The sequence below is a fragment of the Streptomyces sp. NPDC007971 genome, assembly GCF_042958635.1.
Lineage (GTDB): Bacteria > Actinomycetota > Actinomycetes > Streptomycetales > Streptomycetaceae > Streptomyces.
On the sequence record NZ_JBIBJK010000021.1, the window covers coordinates 140,671 to 167,306 of the forward strand.

At 71.6% G+C, this 26,636-nt stretch carries 29 protein-coding genes; 11 read left to right on the forward strand and 18 right to left on the reverse strand.

Going from position 1 to position 26,636, the window contains the following annotated elements; genetic code table 11:
• Window positions 1-108: 108 nt before the first annotated feature.
• A complete protein-coding gene (locus ACFZCP_RS35440) occupies window positions 109-507 on the forward strand; it encodes a DUF6153 family protein (protein ID WP_391436118.1) in 399 nt (132 codons plus the stop codon).
• 91 nt (window positions 508-598) lie between these two features.
• Window positions 599-1,243: a DUF305 domain-containing protein gene (locus tag ACFZCP_RS35445; protein ID WP_391436122.1), complete on the forward strand. Its 645-nt coding sequence runs from the start codon at window positions 599-601 to the stop codon at window positions 1,241-1,243.
• Between the two features lie 54 nt (window positions 1,244-1,297).
• Here the strand turns inward: ACFZCP_RS35445 and rocD are convergent, their stop codons facing one another.
• From rocD to ACFZCP_RS35485, 8 genes are all read right to left on the reverse strand, one after another.
• Window positions 1,298-2,524, reverse strand: coding sequence for an ornithine--oxo-acid transaminase (rocD, locus tag ACFZCP_RS35450; protein WP_391436127.1), 1,227 nt, complete (start codon window positions 2,522-2,524; stop codon window positions 1,298-1,300).
• Window positions 2,524-3,333, reverse strand: coding sequence for a dimethylargininase (gene ddaH, locus ACFZCP_RS35455; protein ID WP_391436131.1), 810 nt, complete (start codon window positions 3,331-3,333; stop codon window positions 2,524-2,526). The genes rocD and ddaH overlap by 1 nt, the downstream gene beginning before the upstream one ends.
• A gap of 164 nt (window positions 3,334-3,497) precedes the next feature.
• Window positions 3,498-3,983, reverse strand: a complete 486-nt coding sequence (locus tag ACFZCP_RS35460) for an Lrp/AsnC family transcriptional regulator (protein WP_362695116.1) — start codon at window positions 3,981-3,983, stop codon at window positions 3,498-3,500.
• A 38-nt stretch (window positions 3,984-4,021) separates the two neighbouring features.
• A complete protein-coding gene (locus ACFZCP_RS35465) occupies window positions 4,022-4,189 on the reverse strand; it encodes a hypothetical protein (RefSeq protein WP_362695119.1) in 168 nt (55 codons plus the stop codon).
• A gap of 82 nt (window positions 4,190-4,271) precedes the next feature.
• Window positions 4,272-5,222 carry a cytochrome c oxidase assembly protein gene (locus tag ACFZCP_RS35470; protein ID WP_391436137.1) on the reverse strand — a complete coding sequence of 317 codons (951 nt, stop codon included), beginning with the start codon at window positions 5,220-5,222 and terminating at the stop codon, window positions 4,272-4,274.
• A gap of 182 nt (window positions 5,223-5,404) precedes the next feature.
• Window positions 5,405-6,430: a 6-phosphofructokinase gene (locus ACFZCP_RS35475; protein ID WP_362695125.1), complete on the reverse strand. Its 1,026-nt coding sequence runs from the start codon at window positions 6,428-6,430 to the stop codon at window positions 5,405-5,407.
• Window positions 6,431-6,798: 368 nt separating this feature from the next.
• Window positions 6,799-7,527 carry a glutamine amidotransferase gene (locus ACFZCP_RS35480; RefSeq protein WP_362695128.1) on the reverse strand — a complete coding sequence of 243 codons (729 nt, stop codon included), beginning with the start codon at window positions 7,525-7,527 and terminating at the stop codon, window positions 6,799-6,801.
• A 20-nt stretch (window positions 7,528-7,547) separates the two neighbouring features.
• Window positions 7,548-8,786 carry a MurT ligase domain-containing protein gene (locus ACFZCP_RS35485; protein ID WP_362695131.1) on the reverse strand — a complete coding sequence of 413 codons (1,239 nt, stop codon included), beginning with the start codon at window positions 8,784-8,786 and terminating at the stop codon, window positions 7,548-7,550.
• Window positions 8,787-8,937: 151 nt separating this feature from the next.
• Between ACFZCP_RS35485 and def the strand changes: the two genes are divergently transcribed.
• Window positions 8,938-9,492, forward strand: coding sequence for a peptide deformylase (def, locus tag ACFZCP_RS35490; RefSeq protein ID WP_391436144.1), 555 nt, complete (start codon window positions 8,938-8,940; stop codon window positions 9,490-9,492).
• Between the two features lie 81 nt (window positions 9,493-9,573).
• Here the strand turns inward: def and ACFZCP_RS35495 are convergent, their stop codons facing one another.
• A complete protein-coding gene (locus ACFZCP_RS35495) occupies window positions 9,574-10,218 on the reverse strand; it encodes a TetR family transcriptional regulator (RefSeq protein WP_362695137.1) in 645 nt (214 codons plus the stop codon).
• Window positions 10,219-10,388: 170 nt separating this feature from the next.
• Here ACFZCP_RS35495 and ACFZCP_RS35500 point away from each other — a divergent pair, with 170 nt between their 5' ends.
• The gene (locus ACFZCP_RS35500) at window positions 10,389-11,618 is read left to right on the forward strand and encodes an acyl-CoA dehydrogenase family protein (RefSeq protein WP_391436149.1); all 1,230 of its coding nucleotides are present in this window, start codon (window positions 10,389-10,391) and stop codon (window positions 11,616-11,618) included.
• Window positions 11,619-11,696: 78 nt separating this feature from the next.
• On the opposite strand, the gene ACFZCP_RS35505 is transcribed toward ACFZCP_RS35500, so the two are convergent.
• The 3 genes from ACFZCP_RS35505 to ACFZCP_RS35515 are packed head-to-tail and all read right to left on the reverse strand — an operon-like array spanning window position 11,697 to window position 14,639.
• A complete protein-coding gene (locus ACFZCP_RS35505) occupies window positions 11,697-12,218 on the reverse strand; it encodes a cupin domain-containing protein (RefSeq protein WP_362695143.1) in 522 nt (173 codons plus the stop codon).
• A gap of 7 nt (window positions 12,219-12,225) precedes the next feature.
• Window positions 12,226-13,578 (reverse strand): cytochrome P450, encoded by a 1,353-nt coding sequence (locus ACFZCP_RS35510; RefSeq protein ID WP_391436157.1) that lies wholly within the window; start codon window positions 13,576-13,578, stop codon window positions 12,226-12,228.
• A complete protein-coding gene (locus ACFZCP_RS35515) occupies window positions 13,575-14,639 on the reverse strand; it encodes a type III polyketide synthase (RefSeq protein WP_362695149.1) in 1,065 nt (354 codons plus the stop codon). Before ACFZCP_RS35515 ends, ACFZCP_RS35510 begins: the two co-directional genes overlap by 4 nt.
• Before the next feature lie 165 nt (window positions 14,640-14,804).
• Between ACFZCP_RS35515 and ACFZCP_RS35520 the strand changes: the two genes are divergently transcribed.
• Complete coding sequence (locus tag ACFZCP_RS35520) at window positions 14,805-15,467, forward strand: transcriptional regulator (protein ID WP_391436161.1); 663 nt, start codon at window positions 14,805-14,807, stop codon at window positions 15,465-15,467.
• A 121-nt stretch (window positions 15,468-15,588) separates the two neighbouring features.
• On the opposite strand, the gene ACFZCP_RS35525 is transcribed toward ACFZCP_RS35520, so the two are convergent.
• The 4 genes from ACFZCP_RS35525 to ACFZCP_RS35540 all read right to left on the reverse strand — a co-directional run bounded on the left by ACFZCP_RS35525 (window position 15,589) and on the right by ACFZCP_RS35540 (window position 19,341).
• On the reverse strand, window positions 15,589-15,822 hold the full coding sequence (locus ACFZCP_RS35525) for a DUF6213 family protein (RefSeq protein WP_362695155.1): 234 nt from the start codon (window positions 15,820-15,822) through the stop codon (window positions 15,589-15,591).
• Window positions 15,823-15,847: 25 nt separating this feature from the next.
• Window positions 15,848-17,233 carry an NADP-dependent succinic semialdehyde dehydrogenase gene (locus ACFZCP_RS35530; RefSeq protein ID WP_391436168.1) on the reverse strand — a complete coding sequence of 462 codons (1,386 nt, stop codon included), beginning with the start codon at window positions 17,231-17,233 and terminating at the stop codon, window positions 15,848-15,850.
• Between the two features lie 99 nt (window positions 17,234-17,332).
• Window positions 17,333-17,806: an NUDIX domain-containing protein gene (locus tag ACFZCP_RS35535; protein WP_362695161.1), complete on the reverse strand. Its 474-nt coding sequence runs from the start codon at window positions 17,804-17,806 to the stop codon at window positions 17,333-17,335.
• Window positions 17,803-19,341 (reverse strand): ATP-dependent DNA ligase, encoded by a 1,539-nt coding sequence (locus tag ACFZCP_RS35540; protein WP_391436175.1) that lies wholly within the window; start codon window positions 19,339-19,341, stop codon window positions 17,803-17,805. Before ACFZCP_RS35540 ends, ACFZCP_RS35535 begins: the two co-directional genes overlap by 4 nt.
• 345 nt (window positions 19,342-19,686) lie before the next feature.
• On the opposite strand from ACFZCP_RS35540, the gene ACFZCP_RS35545 reads away from it, so the two are divergent.
• From ACFZCP_RS35545 to ACFZCP_RS35570, 6 genes are all read left to right on the forward strand, one after another.
• A complete protein-coding gene (locus tag ACFZCP_RS35545; protein ID WP_391436180.1) occupies window positions 19,687-20,268 on the forward strand; it encodes a cupin domain-containing protein in 582 nt (193 codons plus the stop codon).
• Between the two features lie 86 nt (window positions 20,269-20,354).
• Window positions 20,355-21,326 carry a zinc-binding dehydrogenase gene (locus ACFZCP_RS35550; RefSeq protein ID WP_391436186.1) on the forward strand — a complete coding sequence of 324 codons (972 nt, stop codon included), beginning with the start codon at window positions 20,355-20,357 and terminating at the stop codon, window positions 21,324-21,326.
• Complete coding sequence (locus ACFZCP_RS35555) at window positions 21,323-22,504, forward strand: acyl-CoA dehydrogenase family protein (RefSeq protein WP_391436191.1); 1,182 nt, start codon at window positions 21,323-21,325, stop codon at window positions 22,502-22,504. Before ACFZCP_RS35550 ends, ACFZCP_RS35555 begins: the two co-directional genes overlap by 4 nt.
• Entirely contained in the window at window positions 22,501-23,583 is a 1,083-nt protein-coding gene (locus tag ACFZCP_RS35560) for an acyl-CoA dehydrogenase family protein (protein ID WP_391436196.1), read from the forward strand. The genes ACFZCP_RS35555 and ACFZCP_RS35560 overlap by 4 nt, the downstream gene beginning before the upstream one ends.
• A 173-nt stretch (window positions 23,584-23,756) precedes the next feature.
• A complete protein-coding gene (locus ACFZCP_RS35565; protein WP_391436200.1) occupies window positions 23,757-24,620 on the forward strand; it encodes a phosphatidylinositol-specific phospholipase C/glycerophosphodiester phosphodiesterase family protein in 864 nt (287 codons plus the stop codon).
• Window positions 24,621-24,721: 101 nt separating this feature from the next.
• Window positions 24,722-24,916: a hypothetical protein gene (locus ACFZCP_RS35570; RefSeq protein WP_362695182.1), complete on the forward strand. Its 195-nt coding sequence runs from the start codon at window positions 24,722-24,724 to the stop codon at window positions 24,914-24,916.
• A 9-nt stretch (window positions 24,917-24,925) separates the two neighbouring features.
• On the opposite strand, the gene ACFZCP_RS35575 is transcribed toward ACFZCP_RS35570, so the two are convergent.
• Both ACFZCP_RS35575 and ACFZCP_RS35580 read right to left on the reverse strand, forming a co-directional pair.
• Window positions 24,926-26,161 carry a phosphodiester glycosidase family protein gene (locus ACFZCP_RS35575; protein ID WP_391436212.1) on the reverse strand — a complete coding sequence of 412 codons (1,236 nt, stop codon included), beginning with the start codon at window positions 26,159-26,161 and terminating at the stop codon, window positions 24,926-24,928.
• Between the two features lie 75 nt (window positions 26,162-26,236).
• Window positions 26,237-26,596, reverse strand: a complete 360-nt coding sequence (locus ACFZCP_RS35580) for a DUF779 domain-containing protein (RefSeq protein WP_391436215.1) — start codon at window positions 26,594-26,596, stop codon at window positions 26,237-26,239.
• Window positions 26,597-26,636 lie beyond the last annotated feature (40 nt).

The window sequence follows — 26,636 nt, forward strand, 5'->3', positions numbered from 1 at the left end:
CATGAACCTCTGTCTGTGAATACGGACGGAAGGGCCCCGTGGATTGCGCTGTGCCCGCCCGCGAGCCCCCGCGGCAGCCGCTGCCCCGGCCCTCGTAGGATGTCCCCGATGCGCACCACCGGACAGCACACCCCGCGACCGCCCCGGCGGCTGCGTGCGCTGCTCGTCCTGGGGGTGCTGGCCGGGCTGCTGGGCATGCATGCCCTGGCGCCCGGCGGCGGGACGGGGCACGCGGAGCATGCCCGGGCCGTACCCATGAAGGTCATGGCCACCGGCCGGGACGACTGTCCCGGCGGCGACGGCCACTGCGGTGACCACCGGATGCACCACGCCGATCCCACCTGCGCGTCGGGTGCCGTCGGCGGCGGCCCGCAGCTGCCCGCGCTCGCCCCCGGCTCCCTGGCCGCCCCCGGGCCGGCCGACGGTCCGAGCCTGTGCGCGGCCACGGCACCGGACGGGGCACGTGCCCCACCCTCCCTGGCGGAACTCCAACTCCTGCGGATCTAGAGGCCGCGCCGGCCGCACGCCACGCCCGTCGGGCGTCGCGGTCGTGCTCCCACGCGTGCCCGAAGACCTTTCGAACAGCAGGAGTTCCCGCATGACCATCCGTACCCTGACGCGCCGTGCCGCCCTCGCCGCGGCGACCGGCCTCGCCGCCGTCGTCCTCGCCGCCTGTGGCGGCGGCAGCGATGACGGCGGCGCCCACGGCGCCCACGGCAGCCCGGCGAGCCCGAGCGGATCCGCCGGTGCCGCCGCCCACAACGCCCAGGACGTCACCTTCGCCCAGGGCATGATCCCGCACCACCAGCAGGCCCTGGAGATGGCGCGGCTCGCCGCCGGCCGGGCCTCCTCGGCGCAGGTCAAGGACCTCGCCTCGCGCATCGAGAGGGCGCAGGACCCGGAGATCCGCACCATGACGGGCTGGCTGAAGGCCTGGGGCCGGCAGGTCCCCGCAGCCGGCACGGACCACGCAGGCCACGGCGGTATGCCTGGTATGCCGGGCATGTCCGGGATGATGAGTGACACCGACATGGCGGCCCTGAAGAAGGCGTCCGGCAAGGACTTCGACACGAAGTTCCTGTCCCTGATGGTCGAACACCACCAGGGAGCCGTCGAGATGGCCACCACGGAGAAGAACAAGGGAGCCTACGGCCCCGCCAAGGGCATGGCCGACGACATCGTCGGCGCGCAGAACGCCGAGATCAAGCAGATGAAGCAGTTGCTCGGCAGGAACGGCAGCTGACCGAGCGGGCGGGGGCCGGCCGACGCCACTGCGCCGGCCGGCCCCCGCCCCCTGTCAGTTCTCCTGGCCGAGCACCTTCTCCAGCGAGCCCAGCGCCGAGTGCAGCTCGTCGGCCGTGATGGTCAGCGGCGGCGCCAGCCGGATCGTGGAACCGTGGGTGTCCTTGACCAGGATCCCCTCCTGCATCAGGCGCCGGCTGATCTCCCGGCCCGTGCCGATGGCCGGGTCGACGTCGACACCCGCCCACAGCCCGCGTGCCCGGAAACCGGTCACGCCCCTGCCGACCAGCCCGGCCAGCCCGTCGCGCAGCACCAGACCCAGTTCGGCCGCCCGCCGCTGGAACTCACCGGTCTCCAGCAGCTCGACCACCGCGGTACCCACCGCCGCGGACAGCGGGTTGCCGCCGAACGTGGAGCCGTGCTCGCCCGGGTGCAGCACGCCGAGCACCTCGCGCCGGGCCACCACCGCGGACACCGGCACGATGCCGCCGCCGAGCGCCTTGCCGAGCAGCAGCACGTCCGGGACGACGCTCTCCTGCTCGACGGCCAGGGTGGTGCCGGTGCGGCCGAGGCCCGACTGGATCTCGTCCGCGATGAACAGGCAGCCCTTGCGGCGGGTCAGCTCACGGACACCGGCCAGGTAGCCCTGGTCCGGGATGATCACGCCGGCCTCGCCCTGGATGGGCTCGATCAGCACCGCCGCCGTCGTCTCGTCGACCGCTTCCTCCAGCGCGGCCAGGTCGTTGTACGGCACGATCCGGAAGCCGGGCGTGAAGGGGCCGAAACCCGCACGGGCCGTCTCGTCCGTGGAGAAGCTGACGATCGTCGTCGTACGGCCGTGGAAGTTCTCCGCCGCGACCACGATCGTCGCCCGGTCGGCGGGGACGCCCTTCACGTCGTACGCCCACTTGCGGGCCACCTTGATGCCGCTCTCCACCGCCTCCGCGCCGGTGTTCATCGGCAGCACCATGTCGAGGCCGGTCAGCGCGGCGAGCCGCTCGGCGAACTCGGCGAGCCGGTCGTTGTGGAAGGCGCGGGACGTCAGGGTGAGCCGGTCGAGCTGGCGGTGCGCGGCCTCGATCAGCGCCGGGTGCCGGTGGCCGAAGTTGAGCGCCGAGTAGCCGGCCAGCATGTCGAGATAGCGGCGGCCCTCGACGTCCTCCACCCAGGTGCCCTCGGCCCGGGCGACCACCACGGGCAGGGGGTGGTAGTTGTGCGCGAGGACCGGCTCCTCCGCCCGGATCAGTTCGTCGGACGTACGGGCGTGCGCGGGTGCGGTCATCAGCGGATCTCCTGGGTGCAGCACTTGATGCCACCGCCGGCCTTGTGGAACTCCGACAGGTCGACGGGGACGGGGACGTAACCGTGGGCGTCCAGGCGCTCGGCCAGCGCCTCGGCCTTCGGGGCGATGAAGACGTGCCGGCCGTCGGACACGGAGTTGAGGCCGAAGGCCATCGCGTCGTCGCGGGTGGCGAGCACCGCGTCCGGGTACAGGCGCTTGAGTACCTCCCGGCTGCCCGGCGAGAAGGCCTCCGGGTAGTAGACGATGTTGTCGTCGTCCAGGACGAACAGCGCCGTGTCCAGGTGGTAGAAGTACGGGTCCACCAGGCTCAGGCCGATCACCGGGTGCCCGAGGAACTCCTGTGCCTCGCGGTGGGCCTCACGGGTGGTGCGGAACCCGGTGCCGGCCAGCACGTAGCGGCCGGTCCACACCAGGTCGCCCTCGCCCTCGGTCACCGCCTCCGGGCGGTAGACGTCGTAGCCGGCCGCCTTGAACCAGGTGTCGTAGTGGAGCGACTCGGCGCGCCGTTCCAGGGCGTGGAAGAGGGAGCCGAAGACCCGGCCGCCGACCACGAACGCCGCGTTGGCGGCGAAGACCATGTCGGGCAGGCCCGGGACCGGATCGACCGTCTCGACGCTGTGGCCGTGGGCACGGTAGGTGCGGATCAGCGCCTGCCACTGATCCTGGGCCAGATCCACGTCCACGGGCGTGTCGGGGTGCATCCAGGGATTGATCGCATACTGCACGGCGAAGTGTCTGGGTTCGCAGACGAGGAAGCGCCGGGGGCGCGGCACACGGCTTTCGGCCACAGAGGGTTTCCTCCGCTTTCCTGTGTGTCACTGGGGGGTGACACAACGGTAGGAAGGGAGGGGGAGGGGCGACAAGAACGAAAAGCTGCGCACATGCGCAGCATCGCTGCGCATCCATCAGGAAGAACGCACGAGAGCTGCGCAGGTGCAGGTTTACTTCGCGATCACTCGGGTGCCGCGTGGGTGGCGCCCGCCTCCGGGCTTTCCGGGAGGAGGTGGGACAGCACCATCACACTGATCGTCTTCCGGATGAACGGTTCGTCGCGGATCCGCTCCAGCACCTCCTCGAAGTGCTGCACGTCCCGTGCCCGCACGTGCAGCAGCGCGTCCGCGCCGCCGGTGACCGTCATGGCCGCCGTGATCTCCGGGTGATTGCGCACGACCTCCGTCAGGCGCCGTGGCGGGGCTGCGCCCTCGCAGTACACCTCGACGTACGCCTCCGTACGCCAGCCCAGCGCGGAGGGCTTCACGGTCGCCGTGAAGCCGGTGATCACCCCGGTCTCCCGCAGCCGGTCCACGCGCCGTTTGACCGCGGTGGACGACAGCCCGATCGCCCCGCCGATCTCGGCGAAGCTCGTCCGGGCATTCGCCATCAGAGCGGTGATGATCTTCCGGTCGAGGTCGTCGAAGGACGCGGTCCTGCTGTTCATGCGGGCACTGTAATCAGCCAGGCCCGCGGGAGGAGAACCTAGGGCTGGGTCGCCACCATGGCGAGTGTCAGCAGACCCAGCACCACCCAGCCGAACCACAGCCAGCCGTTGCTGCCGAGCGCGACCGTGTAGGCCGTCACGACGACGAGGCCCCCGACGGTCATCGCCCCCATCGCCTTGGTGGAACCGTTCGTGGAACCGGGCATCGCGACACCCTCCTCATGGTCCGTCCTCGACCATGGTGCCCCGATTTCCCCCGGGAGGGGATACCGCGAAAGGCCCGGGGTTTCAGCCCTTGCGTGCGTTCAGCGACGCCAGGTAGGCGTTGTACGCCTCCAGCTCCTTGTCGCCGTCCCGGTCGGCGGCCCGGTCCTTGCGTTTGGCCTGCCGCTGCTCGGAGCCGTACCACTGGAAGAGCAGCGCGATCAGCACCAGCACGGACGGGATCTCGCTGAACGCCCAGGCGATCCCGCCGGCCGCGTTCTGGTCGGAGAGCGCGTCGATGCCGAGCGAGGCTGACGGGTGCCGGAACGTGTCGATCATCGGCTCCGACGCCATCATCAGCGCGATACCGAAGAACGCGTGGAACGGCATGCCCGCGAACAGCTCCAGCATCCGCATCAGGTGACCCGGCCGGTGCGGCCCCGGGTCCACGCCGATGATCGGCCAGAAGAACACGACACCCACGGCGAGGAAGTGGACCATCATCGCGATGTGCCCGAACTTCGACCCCATCAGGAAGTCGAAGATCGGCGTGAAGTACAGCGCGTACAGGCTCGCGATGAACAGCGGGATCGTGAACACCGGGTGGGTGATGATCCGCATGTACCGGCTGTGCAGCAGTGCCAGCAGCAGCTCACGCGGCCCCTTGCGGCCCTTGCCGGCCACCGGCAGCGCGCGCAGCGCGAGCGTGACCGGGGCGCCCAGCAGGATCAGGATCGGCGAGAGCATGCTGATCACCATGTGCTGCACCATGTGCACGCTGAACATGACCATGCCGTAGTCGTTCAGCCTGGTGCACATGACCAGCAGGACGGTCAGCACGCCGATGACGTACGACACCGTACGGGACACCGGCCAGGCGTCCCCGCGGCGGCGCAGCCGCACGACGCCCCACCCGTACAGGGCCAGCCCGGCCACGCAGCCGATGAGGAAGAAGGGTTCCGCCGACCACTGAAGCCCCCGTGCCAGCGTGAACGGCGGCAGATCCATCATCATGCCGTGCCCGCTGTGATCCATCCGGCGGCTCCTGATTCGTGGGGGGTTGTGCGGTTTCTGTCCGCACTCAGGTTACGGCCGGCCCCGGTCACCCCTGTGACCGGGGTCGGTGCAACGCGCCCCGAAGGGGCGCGGGGAACTGCGCGAGCGCACACGAACGACCCGCACCCGGCGACGCATCGCAACCCCCTGCGGCGAGCCCCCTACAGCACGCACTCCGCCTCTTCGTACCGCTCCGCGGGCACCGTCTTCAGCGTCTCCACCGCCTCGGCGAGCGGCACCATCACGATGTCGGTGCCCCGCAGCGCCGTCATCTGCCCGAACTCACCGCGATGCACGGCCTCCACCGCATGCCATCCGAACCGGGTGGCCAGCACGCGGTCGTAGGCGGTCGGCGTCCCGCCCCGCTGCACATGCCCGAGAATCACCGGCCGCGCCTCCTTGCCGAGGCGCTGCTCCAGCTCGACCGACAGCTGCCGCGCGATCCCCGCGAAGCGCTCGTGGCCGTAGATGTCCTTGCCGCCCTCGTCGAACTCCATGGAGCCGGGCCGTGGCTTGGCCCCCTCGGCGGCGACGACGATGGCGAACCGCTTGCCCGCCTCGAACCGCTCGCCGACCTTCCTCGTCAACTCGTCGATGTCGAAGGGCCGCTCCGGCACGACGATGGCGTGGGCGCCGGCCGCCATCCCGGAGTGCAGCGCGATCCAGCCGGTGTGCCGGCCCATGACCTCCACGACCAGCACGCGCTGGTGGGACTCGGCGGTGGTCTTGAGCCGGTCGAGAGCCTCGGTGGCGACCCCCACGGCCGTGTCGAAGCCGAAGGTGACGTCCGTGACAGCGATGTCGTTGTCGATGGTCTTGGGGACGCCGACGACGGGCAGGCCGTTGTCCGACATCAGCCGGGCCGCCTTCAGCGTCCCCTCGCCGCCGATCGGGATGATCGCGTCCAGACCCAGCTCCTCGACGTGGCCCTTGGCCCGCTCCACGCCGTCCCGCAGGTGCGAGGGCTGGACCCGGGAGGAGCCGAGGATGGTGCCGCCGCGGGCGAGGATGCCGCCCACCGCGTCCAGGTCGAGCTTCAGATAGTCGCACTCCAGGAGGCCTTTCCAGCCGTCCCGGAAGCCGATGACCTCGTCGCCGTGGTCGGCGACGGCACGGTGCACGACGGACCGGATGACGGCGTTCAGGCCGGGGCAGTCGCCGCCTGACGTGAGGACACCAATGCGCATAGCCCGAAATACCTTCTCAACGTGGGCCGGGAAACCGGACCACGTCGTCCGGCGGATTCCCGGCCACCCTACCGGCGTGAGGGGGTGGCTCCGTAGCGGGCGTCCGCCTGCTGGACGCGCCCGCACATGTGAGCGGACGGGCCGTCAGGCGGGCCCGCCATGAGCCTGCCGGAACACGCTGAGACGCCGCTGAGACGCGGCTGAGGCGACGCTTGCGCACGATGCCGTACAGCCCGGCCACCGCGGCCGGCCGCACGGCGGCGATCAGGCATGATGCCGTGCGGCAGAGGGCGAACGCGCTGTTGCGCGGCAGGAGACACGCGGGCTGCCGCGCAACAGGGATTTCTCCGGCTGCTGCGCGGCAGAGGTCACGCAGGCTGCTCGGCGGCCGTGATGCGCTCGTTGCGCAGCGCCTCGTACCAGCGGTCGTCGATCGGCGGCAGCGCGTTGACGTCGAGTGCCAGCTTCAGCAGCAGGTCGGCGATCTGCGGGTTGCGGGCGAGGACCGGCCCGTGCATGTACGTACCGAAGACCGTCCCGTTGTAGGCGCCCTCCGTGCCGTCCCCGGTGCCGTTGCCCCTGCCGATACGCGTCCGGGCGAACGGACGGGCGGTGGCGCCGAGGTGGGTGACGCCCTGGTGGTTCTCGAAGCCGGTCAGCTGGGGCAGGCCGAGCTGCGGGTCGATGTCCGCGAGGACGTCGCCGACGCACCGCTCGCCCTCGCCGCGCACCGACACCACGTCGAGCAGGCCGAGGCCCGGCTCGCGCTGGCCGAGGTCGTTGATGAACTCGTGGCCGAGGATCTGGTAGCCGGCGCAGACGGAGAAGACGATCGCGCCGTTCTGCACCGCCCGCTGCAGATGGCCGTCGCGGCGCAGCCGCTCGGCCGCGAGGCGCTGCGGACGGTCCTCGCCGCCGCCGATCAGGTAGATGTCTCCGGAGGTCGGGATCGGCTGGTCGCTGCGCACGTCCAGCCGGGCCACGTCCAGGCCGCGCTGGCGCGCCCGGCGCTCCACGACGAGCGCGTTGCCCTGGTCGCCGTAGGTGCTCAGCAGGTCGGGGTAGATCCACACCAGCCGCAGTTGGTTGTCGCTCATGAGGTGATCGCCCTTCTGGATCAGTTGCCGACGCGGCGGCGCAGGTCCTGGAACGCGGTGTAGTTCGCGATGACCTCGATCCGTCCGGGCGGGCACAGCTGCACGGCCTGGTCGAGGTTGTCGCAGACCTGGAAGTGCTGGTTCGCGACCTCCAGGCGGACGGCGAGGTCCAGCTTCCGGTCGCCGATGACGAAGATCGGGTGGCCGGTCAGCCGCGTGTAGTCGACGTCCCACAGCCAGGAGGTGTCGGTGCCGTCGGCCCCGCGCGCGTTCACGGACAGGATCACCGGGGCGGGCGGCGGGTCGATCAGGGAGAACGTCTCCAGCCAGCCGGCCGGGTTCTTCGCCAGCAGCAGCCGCAGGTCACGGCCCTCGAACTGGACGACGTCGTAGCGTCCGGCGACCGCCTGCACCTGGTACATCCGCTCCAGGGCGACCTGTGGCGGCACCCCGAAGACGGCGGCGACGGCCGCGGAGCTGGCCGCGTTCGCCTTGTTGGCGCGGCCCGGCAGCTGCAGGTGGATCGGCCAGGCCGACCCGTGCGGGTCGAGCACATGGTCCCCGGACAGTGCCCAGGTCGGCGTCGGGCGGCGGAAGCCGCACTCGCCGCAGAACCAGTCGTCGCCGGGGCGCTGCATCACGCCGCCGCACGACGGGCAGGACCAGGCGTCGTCCTTCCACATCTGCCCGGCTGCGACCCAGATCACATTCGGGGAGGAGGAGGCCGCCCACACGATCAGCGGGTCGTCGCAGTTGGCGACGATCACGGCCTTGGACCCGGCCAGGCCCTCGCGCCAGTTCTCCGCGAGCATGCGGGTCTCGGCGGCGCGGTCCAGCTGGTCACGGGAGAGGTTGAGGAGGGCGATGCACTTCGGGCTGGTGTCCCGTGCCACCCCCGCCAGGTACTTCTCGTCGACCTCGATCACGCCGAACTTCGACTCCGAACCGCCCGCGAGGGCGGAGGTGATGCCGGCCGGCATGTTGGCGCCGAGCGCGTTCGACACGACCGGGCCGGCGGCGCGCAGCGCCTCGGCGATCAGCCGGGTGGTCGTGGTCTTGCCGTTGGTCGCCGACACCAGGACGACGTCCAGGTTCTGCGCGAGCCGGGCGAGCAGGTCGGGGTCGAGTTTCAGCGCGACCCGGCCACCGATCACCGACCCGCTGCCGCGCCCCGCGGCACGAGATGCCGCTGCGACCGCCTTGCCCGCCGTCACGGCCAGCTTGGCCCGCGGCGTGAGCGGGTCCGAGTTGCCTGCCATCAGTTCTCGATCCTCCTTGCGTACGCGCCGCGCCCTGGGCCATCCGGCAACGTGGTGTGGACCTCAGCCTATCGAGATCCATTCGCACACCCGAATCCCGGCCCACTCCGGAGCGGCAGGCATGAGCTGAACGAACCGTACCCTTGCCGCCATGCGACACGGCTCGATCCCGGGCGCCCACGGGCGCGTCCGCCCTCTTTCCCTGCTCCACGACACGGTCCTGCGCGAGCCCTGCCGGGACGTCACGGACTTCGGCGCCGAACTCGCCGAACTCGTGGAGGACTTGTTCGCGACCATGTACGCGGCCCAGGGGGTGGGCCTGGCCGCGAACCAGATCGGGGTGCCGTTGCGGGTGTTCGTGTACGACTGCCCGGACGACGAAGATGTACGACATCTCGGACATGTCGTGAATCCGCGGCTGGTGGAGACGGACGGCGTGGTGATCCGAGGCCCGGAGGGCTGCCTGTCCCTGCCGGGGCTGGAGGCGGGCACGGAACGCTACGACCACGCGGTCGTCGAGGGTTTCACGGTGACCGGAGAACCGGTCACCGTGCACGGCACGGGATTCTTCGCCAGGTGTCTGCAGCACGAGTGCGACCACCTGGAGGGCTCGGTGTACGCCGACCGCCTGAGCGGCCGGCGCCGGCGCAGGCTGATGAGACAAATCTCCCGATCTTCCTGGCACCGGGCCGCGGGTCCCGCCTGAAGGGGCGCGGGGGTGCATCGACGGGCGGCTCTGCCGCCGGGTGCGATCGGCCCCCGCTCGCCCGCGGCCGGGACACGGGTGTCAGAACCCGGGACCGCCCACCTTGTCCCCCGCGGCGGCAAGGCGCCCCCACAGGAGATCGGCGAGGGAGCGCACCAACTCGGCCCGGGAGCACGGCCGCTCGCCCAGCCACCAGTCCCCGGCCGCGTGCATCATCCCGACGATCCCGTGCCCCCACACCCGCGCCAGCTGCTGGCTCCCGGGCCCGAGGTCGACCCGCTCCTCGATGACCTGGGCCAGCTCCTCGCCCATCCGGCGAAGCAGGGGTGCCGAATGCTTGCCGACGTCGAATCCCTGGTCGCTGCCGGTGCTGCCCTCCGCCGGATGCATGAGGAACCGATACACCTGGGGGCGTGCCTCGATCGCGGCGAGATAGGTGTCCAGGGTGGACTCCACGCGCTCCCGCCGGTCGGCCGGAGCGTCCAGTGCCGCCCGCAGCGAATCGAGGAGTGCGTCCGTGTGCCGCTTGGCAAGTGCGGCGTAAAGACCGCCCTTGTCGCCGAAGTGGCGGTACAGAATGGGCTTCGTGATGCCGGCCTCGGCGGCGATGGCGTTCATCGAGGCCTGCGGGCCGTCCCGGAGCACCACCCGGTCGGCGGCCTCCAGCAGCTCGCGCCGTCGGCGGTCGGCGGACCGCTGCTGATCGGTCCGCTGTGTGGTGTCCATGTGCTCTCCCCACCCGTGCTGATTCGGTGACGCCTGCGCAAACTAACACTGCCTGTGCCTCTGACATCGAACGGGCTGCTGAGGCGTCATCGGGAGTTGACTTTTCCTACCGGTGAGTAACACACTCGGGTTACCGCTAGTAACATCATACCGCCGCTGCTGGAGGGGACATGGCAGAGTTCACCATGGAGCTGAACGACGAACAGAAGGAAGTCCGGGACTGGCTCCATGGCTTCGCCGCCGACGTGATCCGCCCCGCGGCGGCCGAGTGGGACGAGCGCGAGGAGACCCCCTGGCCGGTCATCCAGGAGGCCGCCAAGGTCGGCATCTACTCCCTCGACTTCTACGCGCAGCAGTACTTCGACCCCACCGGCCTCGGCATCCCGACGGCCATGGAGGAGCTGTTCTGGGGCGACGCCGGCATCGCCCTGTCCATCGTGGGCACCGGCCTGGCCGCCGTGGGCGTCCTCGCCAACGGGACGGAGGAACAGATCGGCACCTGGATCCCGCAGATGTACGGCGACCAGAACGACGTCAAGGTCGCCGCGTTCTGCTCCTCCGAGCCCGACGCCGGATCCGACGTGGCCTCCATGCGTACGCGTGCCGTCTACGACGAGGCCAAGGACGAGTGGGTGCTCAACGGCACCAAGACCTGGGCGACCAACGGCGGCATCGCCAACGTCCACGTCGTCGTCGCCAGCGTCGACCCGGAGCTGGGCTCCAAGGGCCACGCCTCCTTCATCGTCCCGCCGGGCACGCCGGGCCTGTCCCAGGGCCAGAAGTTCAAGAAGCACGGCATCCGCGCCTCGCACACCGCCGAGGTCGTCCTCGACAACGCCCGCGTCCCCGGCTCCTGCCTGCTCGGCGGCAAGGAGAAGCTGGACGAGCGGCTCGCCCGGGCCCGGGAGAGGGCGAAGGCCTCCGGTGGCGAGAGGGTGAAGAACGCGGCGATGGCCACCTTCGAGGCGAGCCGGCCCGCCGTCGGAGCCATGGCGGTGGGCACCGCCCGGGCCGCGTACGAAGTCGCTCTCGACTACGCGAGGACCCGGGAGCAGTTCGGGCGGCCGATCATCGACAACCAGGGCGTCGCCTTCCAGCTCGCCGACATGCGTACCCAGGTCGACGCCGCCCGGCTGCTGGTGTGGCGGGCCTCGTGGATGGCGGTCAACGGCAAGCCGTTCACCGCGGCCGAGGGGTCGATGTCCAAGCTGTTCGCCAGTGAAACCGCGAAGAAGGTGACCGCGCAGGCCATCCAGATCCTGGGCGGGAACGGGTACACGCGGGAGTACCCGGTGGAGCGGATGCACCGGGACAGCGCGATCTACACGATCTTCGAGGGCACGAGCGAGATCCAGCGGCTCGTCATCGCGCGGACGCTGGCCGGGATGCCGATCCGATAGCGCCGCAGGGGCGCGGGTGCGCTGCGGTCCGCCGCCTCGTCGCGGCTCGTCGCGCAGTTCCCCGCGCCCCTGGGCTGCTCACCTGTGCCTGAGCGGGGTGAGCTGCTGAATGTCGTACTTGGCCCGCAGCGCCTCGATCGCCTCCTGGTCCGGCGGGCCCCCGTCCCCGAGGATCTCCAGCAGTTCCTCGAAATACTGCTCGTGGTCCGGTGGGGGAGACGACTGGAAGAACATCCTCGCCGGTGTGTCCGTCGGGTTCGCGAAGGCGTGCGGGCAGCCCGGGGGGACGACGATGACCGTGCCCGGGGTCGCCCGGACCACCCGGCTTCCCGAACTCGACTCCCACCGCTGCCAGTTGTCGGGGGTGCGGATGCGCGGCTCGAAGGCGAGGACGTCCAGCTCGCCCTCGAGGACGTAGAACAACTCCTCGCTGCGGGTGTGCAGATGCGCGCCGACGTCGAAGCCCGGCGGGACCTCCACCTCGAAGGTGGAGGCGGACCGCGAGTGGGTTCCGGTGACCTTGAACGTGACCCGCTGGGCCGGCGTCGCGACGACACGGCCGTGTCCCGGCGGTACGAGCAGTCCCTCGGTCGCCGTCATGGGCCACTCACCAGGTCACCGGCAGGGCCTCGGGGCCCCGGATCAGCGCGCCCTTCCTGAAGGGCACCTGGTTCGGCGGTACGGCAAGGCTCAGGCCCGGCACCCGGTCCAGCAGGGCGTCCACCAGGAGCTCCGACTCCAGCCGGGCCAGCATGCCGCCGGGGCAGTAGTGCGGGCCGAAGCCGAACGCCACGTGCGGGTTGGGGCTGCGGGAGAAGTCGAGGGTCCCCGGATCGGGGAAGACCTCCGGGTCGCGGTTGGCGGCCAGGTAGGAGACGTAGACCGGGTCGCCCGCGCGGATGAGGGTGCCCCGGATCTCCACGTCCTGGGTCGCGATCCGGGACAGGCCCACGGAGTTGCGGTGCGGGATGTAGCGCAGCAGCTCGTCGATGGCCCGGGGGCGGATCTCCGGTTCGCTGCGCAGCCGTTCGACCAGGTCCGGGCGGGTCAGCAGCAGATAGAACAGCTGACCGCTGTTGTGGGTGACCGCCTCGCCGCCGATCTGGAGCAGCACGGCGAGGCCGACGGCCTCCTCCAGCGTGACCTCGCCCCGGCCCACCGCGGCACCGAGCAGCGAGGTGACGTTCTCGGCCGTGCTGCTCTCGCGCAGCGCGATGAGGTCGGAGAAGTACGCGCTCAGCTCGCGCTTGGCCTTCTCGCCGGCCTCCTTGCCGTGCGAGGAGGACAGGATCAGCTGGGTCCAGGTGTGCATGCCGTGCCGGTCGGCGGCCGGGACACCCATCAGCTCGCAGATCACCGCGATCGGGAAGGGGCTGAGGACCGTCGTCGTGAGGTCGGCGGGCGGGCCGTCCTGGAGGAGTTCGTCGATCAGCTCGTCCAGCATGACGCGCGACTTCCCGCGGACCCGCTCGACGCCCTGCGCGGTGAACGCGGCGGCCACCGAGCGGCGCAGCCGGGTGTGGTCGGGCGGGTCCAGGAACCCGACCGCGCTCCGGTCCGGGATGAAGTGCGGGGCGAGCCGGGTCACCTGCCTGCCCACGACCGCCTCGCGGCTGAAGCGGGGGTCGTCGGCCACCATGCGCACGTCGTCGTAGCGGGTGACCAGCCATGCCCAGCCCTCACCGTTGGCCAGCTGGATGCGGGTGACCGGACCCTCGTGCATCAGCTCGGTCAGCACCGGGTCGAAATCCGTGCCGCCCAGATCGAACGCCGGCCAGTGCCGGACCGGTGGCAGGGCCTTGGGCAGGAGCTCGGCCGGGGGCGCGGAGAGCGGCTCGGGGAGCGCTGCGGAGAGCGTCCCGGCGGGCGGCTCGTGCAGGGGCGCGGGGAACGGCTCCGGGCTCTCGGTGAGGGCCCGGGAGCAGGGTTGTCCGCCCGCGGCTAGGGTCTCTTCGCTCATCGTCTCATCTCGTCGTTCTGGACCCAGCGGCCCACGGTCATCTCGGCGGTGATGCCGGGCCCGAACCCGGCCAGCAGCCCGCGCGCCCGGTGCTCGGCACCGCCCTCGTCGAACAGCCGGCGCAGCGCGTCCAGAACGACGGCGCTCGCGATGTTGCCGTACTCGGTGAGCGTGGCCCGGCTGAACCGGAATGCGTGCGGTTCGACCTTGAGGAACTTGCTGAGGTCGTCGAGTATTCGGGGACCGCCCGCGTGGATGATGTAGAAGTCCAGGTCGGAGGCGTCCCAGCCGTGATTTCCCGCGAGGTCCTGGAGCGCCGGAGCGAGCGGCTCCATGGTGGTCGGCACCCGCTTGTCCAGCAGGAAGTGGAAGCCGGTGGCCCGGACGTCGTACGCGATCCAGTCCTCCGTCTTGGGGATCAGGTACGACCCGTTGCGTTCCAGCTGGACGCCCTCGCCGCCCCGGCCGCGGACCACGGCCGCGGCGATGCCGTCGCCGAACAGGCCGTTGGACAGCAGCGAGCCGACACCGAGGTCGGTGGGCTGGTAGCACAGCGAGCAGAACTCGCAGGCCACGATCAGGGCGTTGCCCTCGGGGTAGGCCGAACAGAAGTCGTGGGCCCGGTTGATGGCCGCGCCGCCGGCCGCACAGCCCAGCTGGGCTATGGGGAGCTGGCGGGTGTTGGACGGGAAGTCCATCGCGTTGATCAGCCACGCGGTCAGCGACGGCATCATGAAGCCCGTGCACGACACGTAGATGATGACATCGATGTCGGAGGTCAGGAGCTCGGCGTCGTCGAGCGCCCGCTGGATCACCGCCGGGACGCGGGCCTTGGCCTCGGACTCGTAGAGCTTGTTGCGGTCCTCGAACCCGGGGTGCTTCAGGGTCTCCTCGATGGGCTGCACGATGTGCCGGGTGCGGACGCCCGTGTTCTCGATCAGCCGGAGGGCCAGCGGGAGCTGGGGGTGGTCCGCGTGGTGCTCGCGCGCAAGCTCCAGCGTCTCCTCCATCGTGATCACGTGTTCGGGTACGGACACCGAGGGTCTGCACAAAGTCGCCATGAGCCGTCCCTGCTTTCGCCGTCCGGTCAGGCTTCTGCCCGCCGGTCAGAAGGTGGTCCACCCAGGTTCACCCGAGGGAGCGATGATCTCTCGTCGGATTACTCCGAATCGGGGACAACGGGTAGGGATCGGATCCGGAGCCCGCACCCCGCGACGGAGGACCCGATGACGCTCTCGGCCGCAGAACTACTGGCCTCGACGACCGCCCGACTCGCCCCCGACCCCCTGGCCAACCCACTCGTTGCGGTGATCGCCCGGGGCGGGGCGAACCGCGAAACCCTCGCCGCCCTGGCGCTGGAACAGCAGTGGGTGATCGCCGCGGACCAGCGCTCCTTCGTGCATCTGGCGGAGCGAGCGGCCGACATCCCCACCGCGGCCGTGTTCTTCGCCTCGCTCGCCGAGGGCGAGACGCTGGCGGGGGAGCGGCTGGACGCGTTCGCGCAGGCGTGCGATGTCACCGCCGAGCGGACTCGCACCCACGAACCGCGGCCCGGCTGCCAGGCCTACCCCGCCTATGTGTCCTGGCTGGCCCTCAACGCCTCACCGGCGGACGCGATCCTGGCCCTGAGTGCCAACTTCGCGGCGTGGGGCGGCTGTTGCGCCCGCATCGCCGAGGCCCTGCGCACCCACTACGCCTTTCCCGACGAGGCCTGCGCCTTCTTCGACTTCTTCGCGCAGCCGGCTCCCGACCTGGACGCCCGGGCGACGGCGGCGGTTCAGGAGGCGCTGGAGGAGGACCGGCTGGACGCGGCCGCAGCCCGTCGGTACGGCCGCCTGCTCCAGGCGTACGAGGCCATGTTCTGGAACGCGCTGGAGGAAACCCTCTAGGCCGTGTTTGAGATGTTGGTCAAGGGGGTCGGGGCCGCGCGGAACCGTGTTCCCTGTGCGGCTCGGCCGCGTGGGTGCGGCCGGCCACCGCGCACCCTCGCCCGGAACACGGCCGAAGGACCTACGGCGCCCCGCTGCTGTGCGCGATGCACGCCACGTCGATACGATCCGCCAGCTTCGCCAGCTCGATGGTCAACGCGGCGACCGTGTTCTCGTCGAGCTCCTGCTCCCCCTCCTCGACCAGATGCAGCCACCGCCCGCCCACGGTCCGCAACAACTTACTCACGTCGGCCGCAGCCACCTGCAAGGTACCGCTGTCGTCGACGATCAGAGGCAGAGTCACTTCGCGGTTCACAAACGGGATGGTAGCCGCGCGGCGCTCACGCACCCTGCCAAACCGTGGTGATGTTGCAGAACTCCCGGATTCCGTGCTCGGACAGCTCACGCCCGTATCCGGACCTCTTCACACCACCGAACGGGAACGCCGGATGGGAGGCGGTCATGCCGTTGACGTACACGGCACCCGCCTCCAGGTCCCGCGCGAACCGCTCCACCTCCTTGTCGTCGCGCGTCCACACGTTGGAACTCAGCCCGAACGGCGAGTCGTTGGCGATCAGGACGGCCTCGTCCAGGTCGCCGGCCCGGTACAGCGTGGCGACCGGTCCGAACGCCTCCTCGCGGTGGATGCGCATCTCGCGGGTGATGCCCGCCAGGACCGTCGGCGGGTAGTACCAGCCCGGCCCGTCCGGGCGCTCGCCGCCGCACAGCACCCCCGCCCCGCTGCGCTTCGCGTCGTCGACCAGCTCCTCCAGGTCGCTGCGCCCCTGCTCGCTGGCGAGCGGCCCGACGTCGGTGTCCTCCTCCAGCGGGTCGCCGACCTTCAGCGCCCGCATGCCCGCGACGAACTTCTCGGTGAAGGCGTCGTACACGTCGGTGTGCACGATGAACCGCTTGGCGGCGATGCAGGACTGCCCGTTGTTCTGCACCCGGGCGGTCACGGCGGTGTGCGCCGCCCGGTCGAGGTCGGCCGAGGGCATGACGACGTACGGGTCGCTGCCGCCCAGCTCCAGTACCGTCTTCTTGATCATCTCGCCGCAGGTGGCGGCGACCGCCCGCCCGGCCGGCTCGCTGCCCGTGAGCGTCGCCGCCTTCACCCGCTCGTCGCGCAGGATGCCGTCGACCGCTCCCGAGCCGATCAGCAGGGTCTGGAAGCAGCCCTCCCCAAAGCCCGCCCGGTGGAAGAGATCCTCCAGATACAGGGCGGTCTGGGGGACGTTCGAGGCGTGCTTGAGCAGGCCCACGTTGCCCGCCATGAGCGCGGGCGCGGCGAAACGGATCACCTGCCAGAGCGGGAAGTTCCAGGGCATCACCGCGAGGACGGGGCCCATGGGCCGGTAGCGGACCCGGACCCGAAAGGCGCCGGAGTCCCGCACGTCCGCCTCGGCCGGCTCCTCGTCGGCGAGCAGCCCCTCGGCGCGCTCGGCGTACCAGCGCATCGCCCTGGCGCACTTCGCCGCCTCCGCGCGGGCCTGTCCGACCGGCTTGCCCATCTCGGTGGTCATCACCCGGGCGATCTCCTGCTGGTCCTCGCCCAGCAGGTCCGCGGCCTTGTCCAGCAGCCGGGAACGTTCGGCGAACGAGGTCGTCCGGTACGTGCGGAACGTGGCCTCGGCGAGCTGGAGCCGGCGTTCCAGCTCTTCCTCGCCCATGGCTTCGTATGCCTTGAGCGTCTCGCCGTTCGCCGGGTTCACCGTCGCGATGGGCATGGCTGACCTCCCTGGGAGCGGGCTTGTTCCGACCTTCGCGCGCGGCGCTGCCGACCGCAACGTGTAGTGCGCTGTCCTGGCGTGCCCCGTGCCCCGCGGTTAGCCCGTGTGCTGTGCCAGCCGGTCCAGAAAGGCCGCCTGGGCCTTGACGATCACCGTGCGGGCCCGGTCGAGACCGAACCACGCCACCCGGTCCAGCTCCGGGAACTCCTGCGTCCGGCCGGACCTCGGCGGCCACTCCATGGTGAAGGTGCCGGGCTCGATCGCCTCGGGGTCCAGATCGGCCTCGATCGCCCAGGCCGTGACGTTCTTGCCGCCTGCCTGCGTGATCTCGCCGAGCGCCACGGCCTCCCCGTCGGGCACCGCAAGCCCCAGCTCCTCCCGGAACTCACGGCGGGCCGCGTCCCAGGCGGACTCGTCGGGCTCGTACTCGCCCTTGGGCACGGTCCATGCCCCCGCGTCCTTCTTCGCGAAGAACGGTCCGCCCATATGGCCGAGCAGCACCTCCGGTCCGGCGTCGGTGCGCCGGAACAGCAGCAGTCCCGCGCTGCGCCTCGTCGTCCCTGCCGTCACGGCGCGACCTCCGGGTGGGCCGCCAGCAGGGACTGCACCGTGTCGGCCTCCTCGGGCCGCTTGTCCTCGCGGTAGCGGACCACGCGGGCGAAGCGCAGGGTGACCCCGGCCGGGTAGCGGGAGGAGCGCTGCAGGCCGTCGTAGGCGATCTCCACGACGAGTTCGGGCCGTACGGTGACCACGCGGCCGTCGTCCTCGACGGCCAGGTCCCGCAGCCGCTCGGTCTGCCAGGCGAGCATCGCGTCGGTCATGCCCTTGAAGGTCTTGCCCAGCATGGCGTAGCTGCCGTCGGGGGCGCGGGCGCCGAGGTGGAGATTGGAGAGCCGGCCGGTGCGCCGGCCGTGGCCCCACTCCGCCGCCAGCACCACGAGGTCCAGGGTGTGCACGGGCTTGACCTTCAGCCAGGAGGCGCCGCGCCGGCCCGCGCTGTAGGGGGCGTCGAGCGCCTTGACGACCACGCCCTCGTGGCCGCGGGCCAGGGTGTCGGCGAGGAACCGTTCAGCCTCGGCGGTCTCCCGCGGGCCGGACACCACGGCCCGGCGCACCCGCATCGGCTCCGGCACCAGCCGCGCCAGCGCCGCGTGCCGCTCGGCGAAGGGCAGGTCGAGCAGGTCGCGGCCGTCGACGGCCAGGACGTCGAAGAAGACGGGGGAGACCGGGACCTGACCGGCGGCCTTCGCCACGTCCGTCCGGGAGCCGACCCGGCCCGCAGTCTCCTGGAAGGAGCGCGGACGGCCGTCACCGCCGAAGGAGATCACCTCGCCGTCCAGGATGAACCGCTCGCCCGTCAACCCCAGGGCGGCGGCGGTCACTTCGGGCAGCCGGTCGGTGATGTCGTCCAGGGTGCGGGTGTGGATCCGTACCGTGCCGCCGTCCCGGTGGACCTGGACGCGGATGCCGTCCAGCTTCTCCTCCACCGCGCACGAGCCCAGCTTCTCCACCGCCTCGGCCACCGAGGAGGCGCTGCGCGCCAGCATCGGCAGCACCGGACGCCCGACCGTCAGCCGGAACCGCTCCAGCGCCCCGGTCCCCTCGGCGAGCAGGGCCTGGGCGACCGTCTGCAGGGACCCGGCGAGCATCACCGCCCGCCGTACGTCCGCCGGGTCCGCGTCCGTCGCACGGGCGAGCCCCTCCACGGCGACCGCGTCCAGTGCGCCCTGGCGGACCTCGCCCGTGAGTAGGCCGAGCAGGAAGTGCTGCTCCTCCTCGGTGGCCGCGCCCATCAGCTCGCCGACGATCCTGGCCTGCTCCGTCCGGGAGCCGGGCCCGGCCACCTCGCCCAGTTCGCCGAGCCGGGCGTCGACCTCCCGCACGGTCAGGGAGGGCTCGGCGGCCGGCGGCACCGGCCGGCTCAGGACCTTCCAGCCGACGCCGAGCCGTCCCTGGGGGAGCCGTCCGGCCAGGTAGGGGATGACGATCGGCACGTCGTCCGCCTCCGCGTCCCGGAACAGCTCCGCGAGCAGGGCCGTCTTGCGGGACCGGGCGGCCGTCGCGGCGACCTCCCGGGACACCTCGGCGAGCCGGGTCAGCAGCATGCAGTCATGGTGCACCGCGGGCGCCGGCTCTACACCCGCACGGCGGCATCGAAGCCGCCGAGAGCAACTCCCCGTTGATCGCGGCCCCGGCCCGGCACCAGCGCGGCTGACAGCCCCGGCCTCGGCCTGGTGCCACCGCGGCCGACAGCTCTGGCCCCGGCACCGGCGCGGCGGACGGCCCGGGCTCGGCACCGGCGCGGCGGTCGGGCCGACCGTGCTGCCTGGGGTGACGGCCACGCCGTGGCTCTCGTCGAGCCCTTCGGCCATGGTGGCCGCCTCGGCGGCAGACGGCCGGCAGGTGGCTGCCGGATTGACAAACGTCTTTGCCGATTCTGCAATTCTGGTATGAGTACCGAGAACACCGACGACGTTCTGGCCGGCGTGGGCCCGAGGTTGCGGCGCATCCGGAAGGAGCGGGAGGTGACGCTGGCGGCCCTGTCCGAGGCGACCGGCATCTCCGTCAGCACCCTGTCCCGGCTGGAGTCCGGTCTGCGCAAGCCCAGCCTGGAGCTGCTGTTGCCCATCGCCCAGGCCCACCAGGTACCCCTGGACGAACTGGTCGGCGCTCCGCCGGTCGGTGACCCCCGGGTGCGGGCGAAGCCCCTGGAGCGGTACGGCCGCACCTTCTGGCCGCTGACCCGCCAGCCCGGCGGCCTCCAGGCCTTCAAGGTCCTCGAACCGCAGCGCACGCAGGAGCCCGAGCCGCGCACCCATGAGGGGTACGAGTGGCTGTACGTGCTCTCGGGCAGGCTCCGGCTGGTGCTGGGCGAGCACGACGTGGTGCTGTCGGCGGGGGAGGCGGCCGAGTTCGACACGCGGGTGCCGCACTGGTTCGGGTCGACCGGCGAGGGGCCGGTGGAGTTCCTCAGTCTGTTCGGGCCGCAGGGGGAGCGGATGCACGTACGGGCGCGGCCGACGAGCGTGTGACGCGTTCTCCTGTTCCCCGAATGGCAAGCGACCGCTTAGTATGCCGTCGGACCCGGTCAGACGAAGCAGTCCCGTGGAGGCCCCGCATGCAGGCATGGCAAGTGCACGAGAACGGCGAGCCCAGCGAGGTGATGCGCCTGGCGGAGGTGGAGCGGCCCACACCCGCCGACGGCCAGGTGCTGCTGCGCGTGCGCGCCGCCAACATCAACTTCCCGGACGCCCTGCTGTGCCGGGGCGAGTACCAGGTACGGCCGCCGCTGCCCTTCACCCCCGGAGTGGAGATCTGCGGCGAGACCGAGGACGGCCGCCGGGTGATCGCCAATCCCGCGCTGCCGTACGGCGGTTTCGCCGAGTACGCCGTCGCGGACGCCCGCGCCCTGCTGCCCGCGCCCGGGACGCTGGACGACGCGGAGGCCGCCGCCCTGCACATCGGCTACCAGACGGGCTGGTTCGGCCTGCACCGCCGGGCCCGTCTGGAGGCGGGGGAGACCCTCCTCGTGCACGCCGCCGCCGGCGGGGTCGGCAGCGCGGCCGTTCAGCTCGGCAAGGCGGCCGGCGCCACCGTGATCGGGGTCGTGGGCGGCGCCGACAAGGCGGCCGTCGCCCACGAGCTGGGCTGCGACGTGGTCGTGGACCGCCGCAGCCAGGACGTGATCGCGGCCGTGAAGGAGGCCACCGGAGGCCGGGGCGCCGACGTCGTCTACGACCCCGTCGGCGGCGCGGCCTACGCCCAGTCCGCCAAGGTGGTCGCCTTCGAGGGCCGGATCGTCGTCGTCGGCTTCGCCAGCGGCAGCGTCCCGAGCCCCGCGCTCAACCACGCCCTGGTGAAGAACTACTCGATCCTCGGCCTCCACTGGGGCCTGTACAACACCAAGGACCCCAAGCTGATCCTGCACTGCCACGAGCAGCTCACCGAACTGGCCGCACGGGGCGCGATCAAGCCGCTGGTGAGCGAGCGGGTGCCGCTCGGGCAGGCCGCGGCGGCCGTGCAACGGGTCGCCGACGGCGTGACCACCGGCCGGGTCGCCGTCCTGATGGAGAACGGAGCCGCGGCATGACCGACACCGAAGAACTGCTGACCCGCACAAGGGAGTTGCTGGCCGCGCACCCACCCGCCGCGACCGGACGTCTGGAGTTCCTGCAGGCCCGTTTCGACGCCGGGCTGGCCTGGGTGCACTACCCCGAGGGCCTCGGTGGCCTCGGCGCCCCGCGGGCCCTGCAGGCCGTGGTGGACGCCGAGCTGGAGGCCGCGGCCGCCCCGGACAACGACCCGCGGCGCATCGGCATCGGCCTCGGCATGGCCGCCCCGACCATCCTGCGCTACGGCACCGAGGAGCAGAAGCGGCGCTATCTGCGGCCCCTGTGGACCGGGGAGGAGGTCTGGTGCCAGCTGTTCAGCGAACCCGGCGCCGGCTCCGACCTGGCCGCCCTCGGCACACGGGCCGTCCGTGAGGGCGACGGGTGGGTGATCGACGGGCAGAAGGTGTGGACCTCCAGCGCCCACATCGCCCGCTGGGCCATCCTCATCGCCCGCACCGACCCGGACGTGCCCAAGCACCAGGGCATCACCTACTTCCTCTGCGACATGACCGACCCCGGGGTCGAGGTGCGGCCGCTGCGCCAGATCACCGGCGAGGCGGAGTTCAACGAGGTCTTCCTGACCGGCGTCCGCATCCCCGACTCTCGTCGCCTCGGCGAGGTCGGCGACGGCTGGCGGGTCGCGCAGACCACGCTCAACAACGAGCGCGTCGCCATCGGCGGCATGCGGCTGCCCCGCGAGGGCGGCATGATCGGCCCGGTCGTCAAGACCTGGCGCGAACGCCCCGCACTGCGCACCCACGACCTGCACCAGCGGCTGCTCAAGCTGTGGGTCGAGGCCGAGGTCTCCCGTCTCACCGCCGAGCGGCTGCGCCAGCAGCTCGTCGCCGGCCAGCCCGGTCCCGAGGGTGCCGGCATGAAGCTCGCCTTCGCCCGCCTCAACCAGGAGATCAGCGGCCTGGAGGTCGAACTGCGCGGCGAAGAGGGCCTGTTGTACGACGAGTGGACCATGCGCCGCCCCGAGCTGGTCGACTTCACCGGCCGCGACGCCGGATACCGCTACCTGCGCTCCAAGGGCAACAGCATCGAGGGCGGGACCAGCGAGATTCTGCTGAACATCGTCGCCGAGCGCGTGCTGGGCCTGCCCGCCGAGCCGCGCACCGACAAGGACGTCGCCTGGAAGGACCTGGTCCGATGAGCACACAGCCGGATCTCCTCTACTCCGAGGAGGAAGAGGCGCTGCGGTCGGCGGTGCGGGATCTGCTGACCGACCGCGGCGGCCCGGCCGCGGTGATCGCCCGCACCGAGTCGGACGCACCGCACGACATCGCGCTGTGGAAGACGCTGGCCGACGCAATGGGCCTCGCCGGCCTGCTGATTCCCGAGGAGCTGGACGGCCAGGGCGCCACGCACCGGGAGGCCGCCGTCGTCCTTGAGGAACTGGGCCGGGCCGTCGCGCCCGTCCCGTACCTGACGAGCGCGGTCGTGGCCACGGAAGCGCTGCTGGAGTGCGGGGCCGGCGATCTGCTCGCACAGCTGGCGTCCGCGACCACGGTGGGCGCGCTCGCCGTGGGTCTGCACACCGCTCCCGGTGCCCCCTTCGCGACCGTACGGACCGAACGAGGCCTCCTGTACGGGGAGTTGACGGGCATCGCCGATGCGGCGGTCGCCGACCTGCTGCTCGTGCCCGCGGACGACGGCGGCCTGTACGCGGTCGACGCCTCCGCGGTGACCGTCACGCCGCAGGTCTCCCTCGACCTCACCCGCCCCCTCGCCACCGTCACCCTCGACGGCGCCGCGGGCCGCCGCCTCGGCGCCGCTGAACCCGCCGTACGACGGGCCCTGCGCGCCGCCGCCGGACTGCTCGCCTCCGAGCAACTGGGCCTGGCGGAATGGGCGTTGACGGAGACGGTCCGGTATCTGAAGGAGCGCAAGCAGTTCAACCGCCCGGTCGGCGGCTTCCAGGCGCTCAAGCACCGGCTCGCCCAGCTGTGGCTGGAGGTCGTCAACCTCCGCGCCGCCGCCCGGGCCGCCGCGGACGCGCTGGCCTCCGGCAAGGACACCGACGTCGCGGTCGCCGTCGCGCAGGCGTACGCGGCGCCCGCCGCCGTCCGCGCGGCCGAGGAGGCACTGCAGCTGCACGCCGGGATCGGCATGACCTGGGAGCATCCGATCCACCTGTACCTCAAGCGGGCCAAGGCCGACTCGATCGCCTACGGCACCGCGGGCGCCCACCGGGAGGCACTGGCCGAACTGGTCGACCTCCGGGCACCCTGACCCACGGCACGCGCAAGCCCGCCCCACCTGGGGCGGGCTTTCCCGTGCCCGTGCTCCGGTGAAGTGAACAGAGGGCGGCAGTCCGGCCAACTCCCCAACGGACAGGGCCCGTTGAGTGGAGAGCGCACGCATACTCTCCCCGGTCCCATCCGGCCCCTCAAGGGAGGCAGAGCATGGCACTCACCACTCGTCGCAGAGCCCTCACCACCCTCGGCGCCGCCCTCGCCGGCGCGATCGCCCTGCCCGCCACCAGCGCCCGGGCGCGTGGCGGCCACCGCGGCCCGTGCCCGCTGTGGAACGCGCACGCCCACAACGACTACGAGCACCCGCGGCCGCTGTTCGACGCCCTCGGCCACCGCTTCGGCAGCGTCGAGGCCGACATCTTCCTCGTCGGTGACCAGCTCCTCATCGGCCACGACGCCTCCGAGCTGGATCCGACCCGTACCCTCGAATCCCTCTACCTCGATCCGCTCGCCGCTCTCGTCCGGGCCCACCACGGGTCCGTGTACCGGGGGTGGCGCCGGTCGCTCCAACTCCTCGTCGACATCAAGACCGAGGGCTCCTCGACCTACCTCGAACTCGACCGGCACCTCAGGCGCTACCCGCACCTGTTCACCCGGTACGCGCACGGCCGGGTCCACCACGGACCGGTCACCGCCGTCATCTCCGGCGACCGGGCCGCCCGTACGCCCATGGAGGCCCAGACCGAGCGCCGCGCCTTCTACGACGGCCGGCTCACCGACCTCGGCAGCCCGGCCCCCGCCTCCTTCATCCCGCTGATCAGCGACAACTGGACGCTGAACTTCACCTGGCTGGGCGAGGGCCCCTTCCCGGACGCCGAGCGGGACAAGCTGCGCAGCATCACCGGCGCCGCCCATGAGCGCGGGCAGGTGATCCGGTTCTGGGCGACGCCGGACGCGGCCGGCCCGGCCCGGGACGCGCTGTGGAGCGAACTCCTCGCCTGCGGTGTCGACTACCTCAACACCGACGACCTTGCAGGCCTGGAGGCGTTCCTCGACGCACACCCGTCCGCGTAACACCACACGATCGGGGGAGTGTCAGCCGCCCGGACGAACCCTCCGCTACGCCACACTTGCGGCCGAACGCCGCAGAAGGGGCGTGGCGGAGGAGGTTCCCGATGGCCGTTTCCATCTCTGTGGTGCTGCTGCTCCTGATCATTGCCGTGATCTTCATGCGCAACGGCGCGCTGAAGGTCTCGCACGCCCTGGTCTGCATGCTGCTCGGTTTCTACCTGGCCAGCACCAGCATGGCGCCCACCATCCACAGCGGACTCACCGCGACCGCCGAGCTGGTGAGCAGTCTGCGGCCCTGAGCCACGGCGTCAGGACGAGAAGACCCCGATGCCGTCCGGCACGGGCCGCTCGGCGCCGCCGCTCGGGTGGTTGCGGACCGTCACAGCGCCGGCGCCCGCGTCCCGGGTGACCATCTCGCTCGACCCGCCGCCGTCGAGGTTGAACGCGTCGGACGCGCCCAGCGCCTTCATGGTGGCCGCCTCCTCGGCGATGGTCATGCCGCTGCGGTAGGCGGCGGCCCCGTCCAGCGCGAGGAGCAGCATCCGGTGCCCGTCGTCCGCGAAGCCCACGACGGTGCGCACGGCCGAGACGGAGTCGTCGAGGCCGGACAGCGGTGCTCCGCCGCGCAGGACCGGGTAGCCCCCGATCGCGAAGGTGTACGGGACCTTGGCCGTGGCCGCCACCAGTCCGTGCGTGACGGTCACCCGGTCACCGACCGACAGCTTGCGCAGCTGCTGGGCGCCCTCCTCGCGGCCCACCAGGACCGTGGCGCCCGCGGGGACCGGGCCGCTGCCCGGGGTGTCGGACGCGGAGAGGACCTTGCCGTCCTCGACCGTCACCTCGTGGGTGTCCGTGCTGCACGCGGCCGCCCGGTCGGTGTCCGTGCCGCAGGTCGCGCGCATCCGTGAGGCGCTGCCCCAGCGGGAGGTGAAGGCGCCGACCGAATTCTCCGGCAGCGCGTACTGGTTGAGGCCCCTGAGCGGGAACCGCCCCTCGGGCGTGGTGACGGAGCCGGTGAGCGTGAGGCGGTCCATGCGGGCCCGCCGGTCGGTGCCCACGCCGAAGACGTCCGTCGTGGTCGTCCCGGGCGGCAGCGAGGGCCCGAACCGCTGGCCCGTCGGCACCGCCGCCTTCAGCACCTGCTCGCCCGCGATCGCCGGCCCCACGGTCGCGCCCGTCGCCTCGACGCCCGGGTGCTGGGTCTCGGTGATGTTGAAGAAATCCCCGTTGACCCCCGCGACCGCGCCCACCGAGTCGGCCAGCTTCGAGACGGTCGCCCGGGCGGCCACCGTCCCCGGGTACAACAGGTCGAGCCGGACATGCGGATTGCCGAGGTCGACGGTCAGCAGGTGGGCGTGTGTCTCCCCTGCCGCCGCAGAGATGTCGAACTGCCGGTAGGTGACCCCCGGTGCGACCCGTTTGCCCAGCGGTACGGCACCGGCCGGTGCCGCCCCCGCAAGGGCCGCACCGGCCAGTACACCGAACGCCGTGAGAACCGTGAGAACCGATCTGCCTGCTGCCGTCTGCCGCCGATCGCGCGCCACTGCGCCCCCTGATGTCTCGTCAACTCTCCCAGGACTCCGGGGAAGTGCACCAGAAGGCGATGGCCTGTGGGGTGCCTAGGCGTCGACTACGCGAGAACGGGTGAGAAAACGCACCCCCTCGGGTGCCTCCAGCGAGAATCCGCTACCCCGTCCGGGTACCACGTCGACGATCAGCCGGGTGTGGCTCCACGCCTCGTACTGGCTGCGCGACATCCAGAACGTCACGGCCTCCTCGACGCCCTCGACCGCCAGTTCGGCGAGGAGCACGTCCGATCCGCCGGTGCGGAACTCGCCGTCCGGGTAGCACATGGGCGCGCTGCCGTCGCAGCAGCCGCCCGACTGGTGGAACATCAGCGGGCCGTGCTCCGCGCGCAGCCGGCGCACCAGCTCGGCTGCCTGCGGGGTGAGTTCGACGCGGGGGACTTTCTCTTCCATGGTCACCGTCCTGCGGAGCCGGGGCGTGGGACGCGGACCA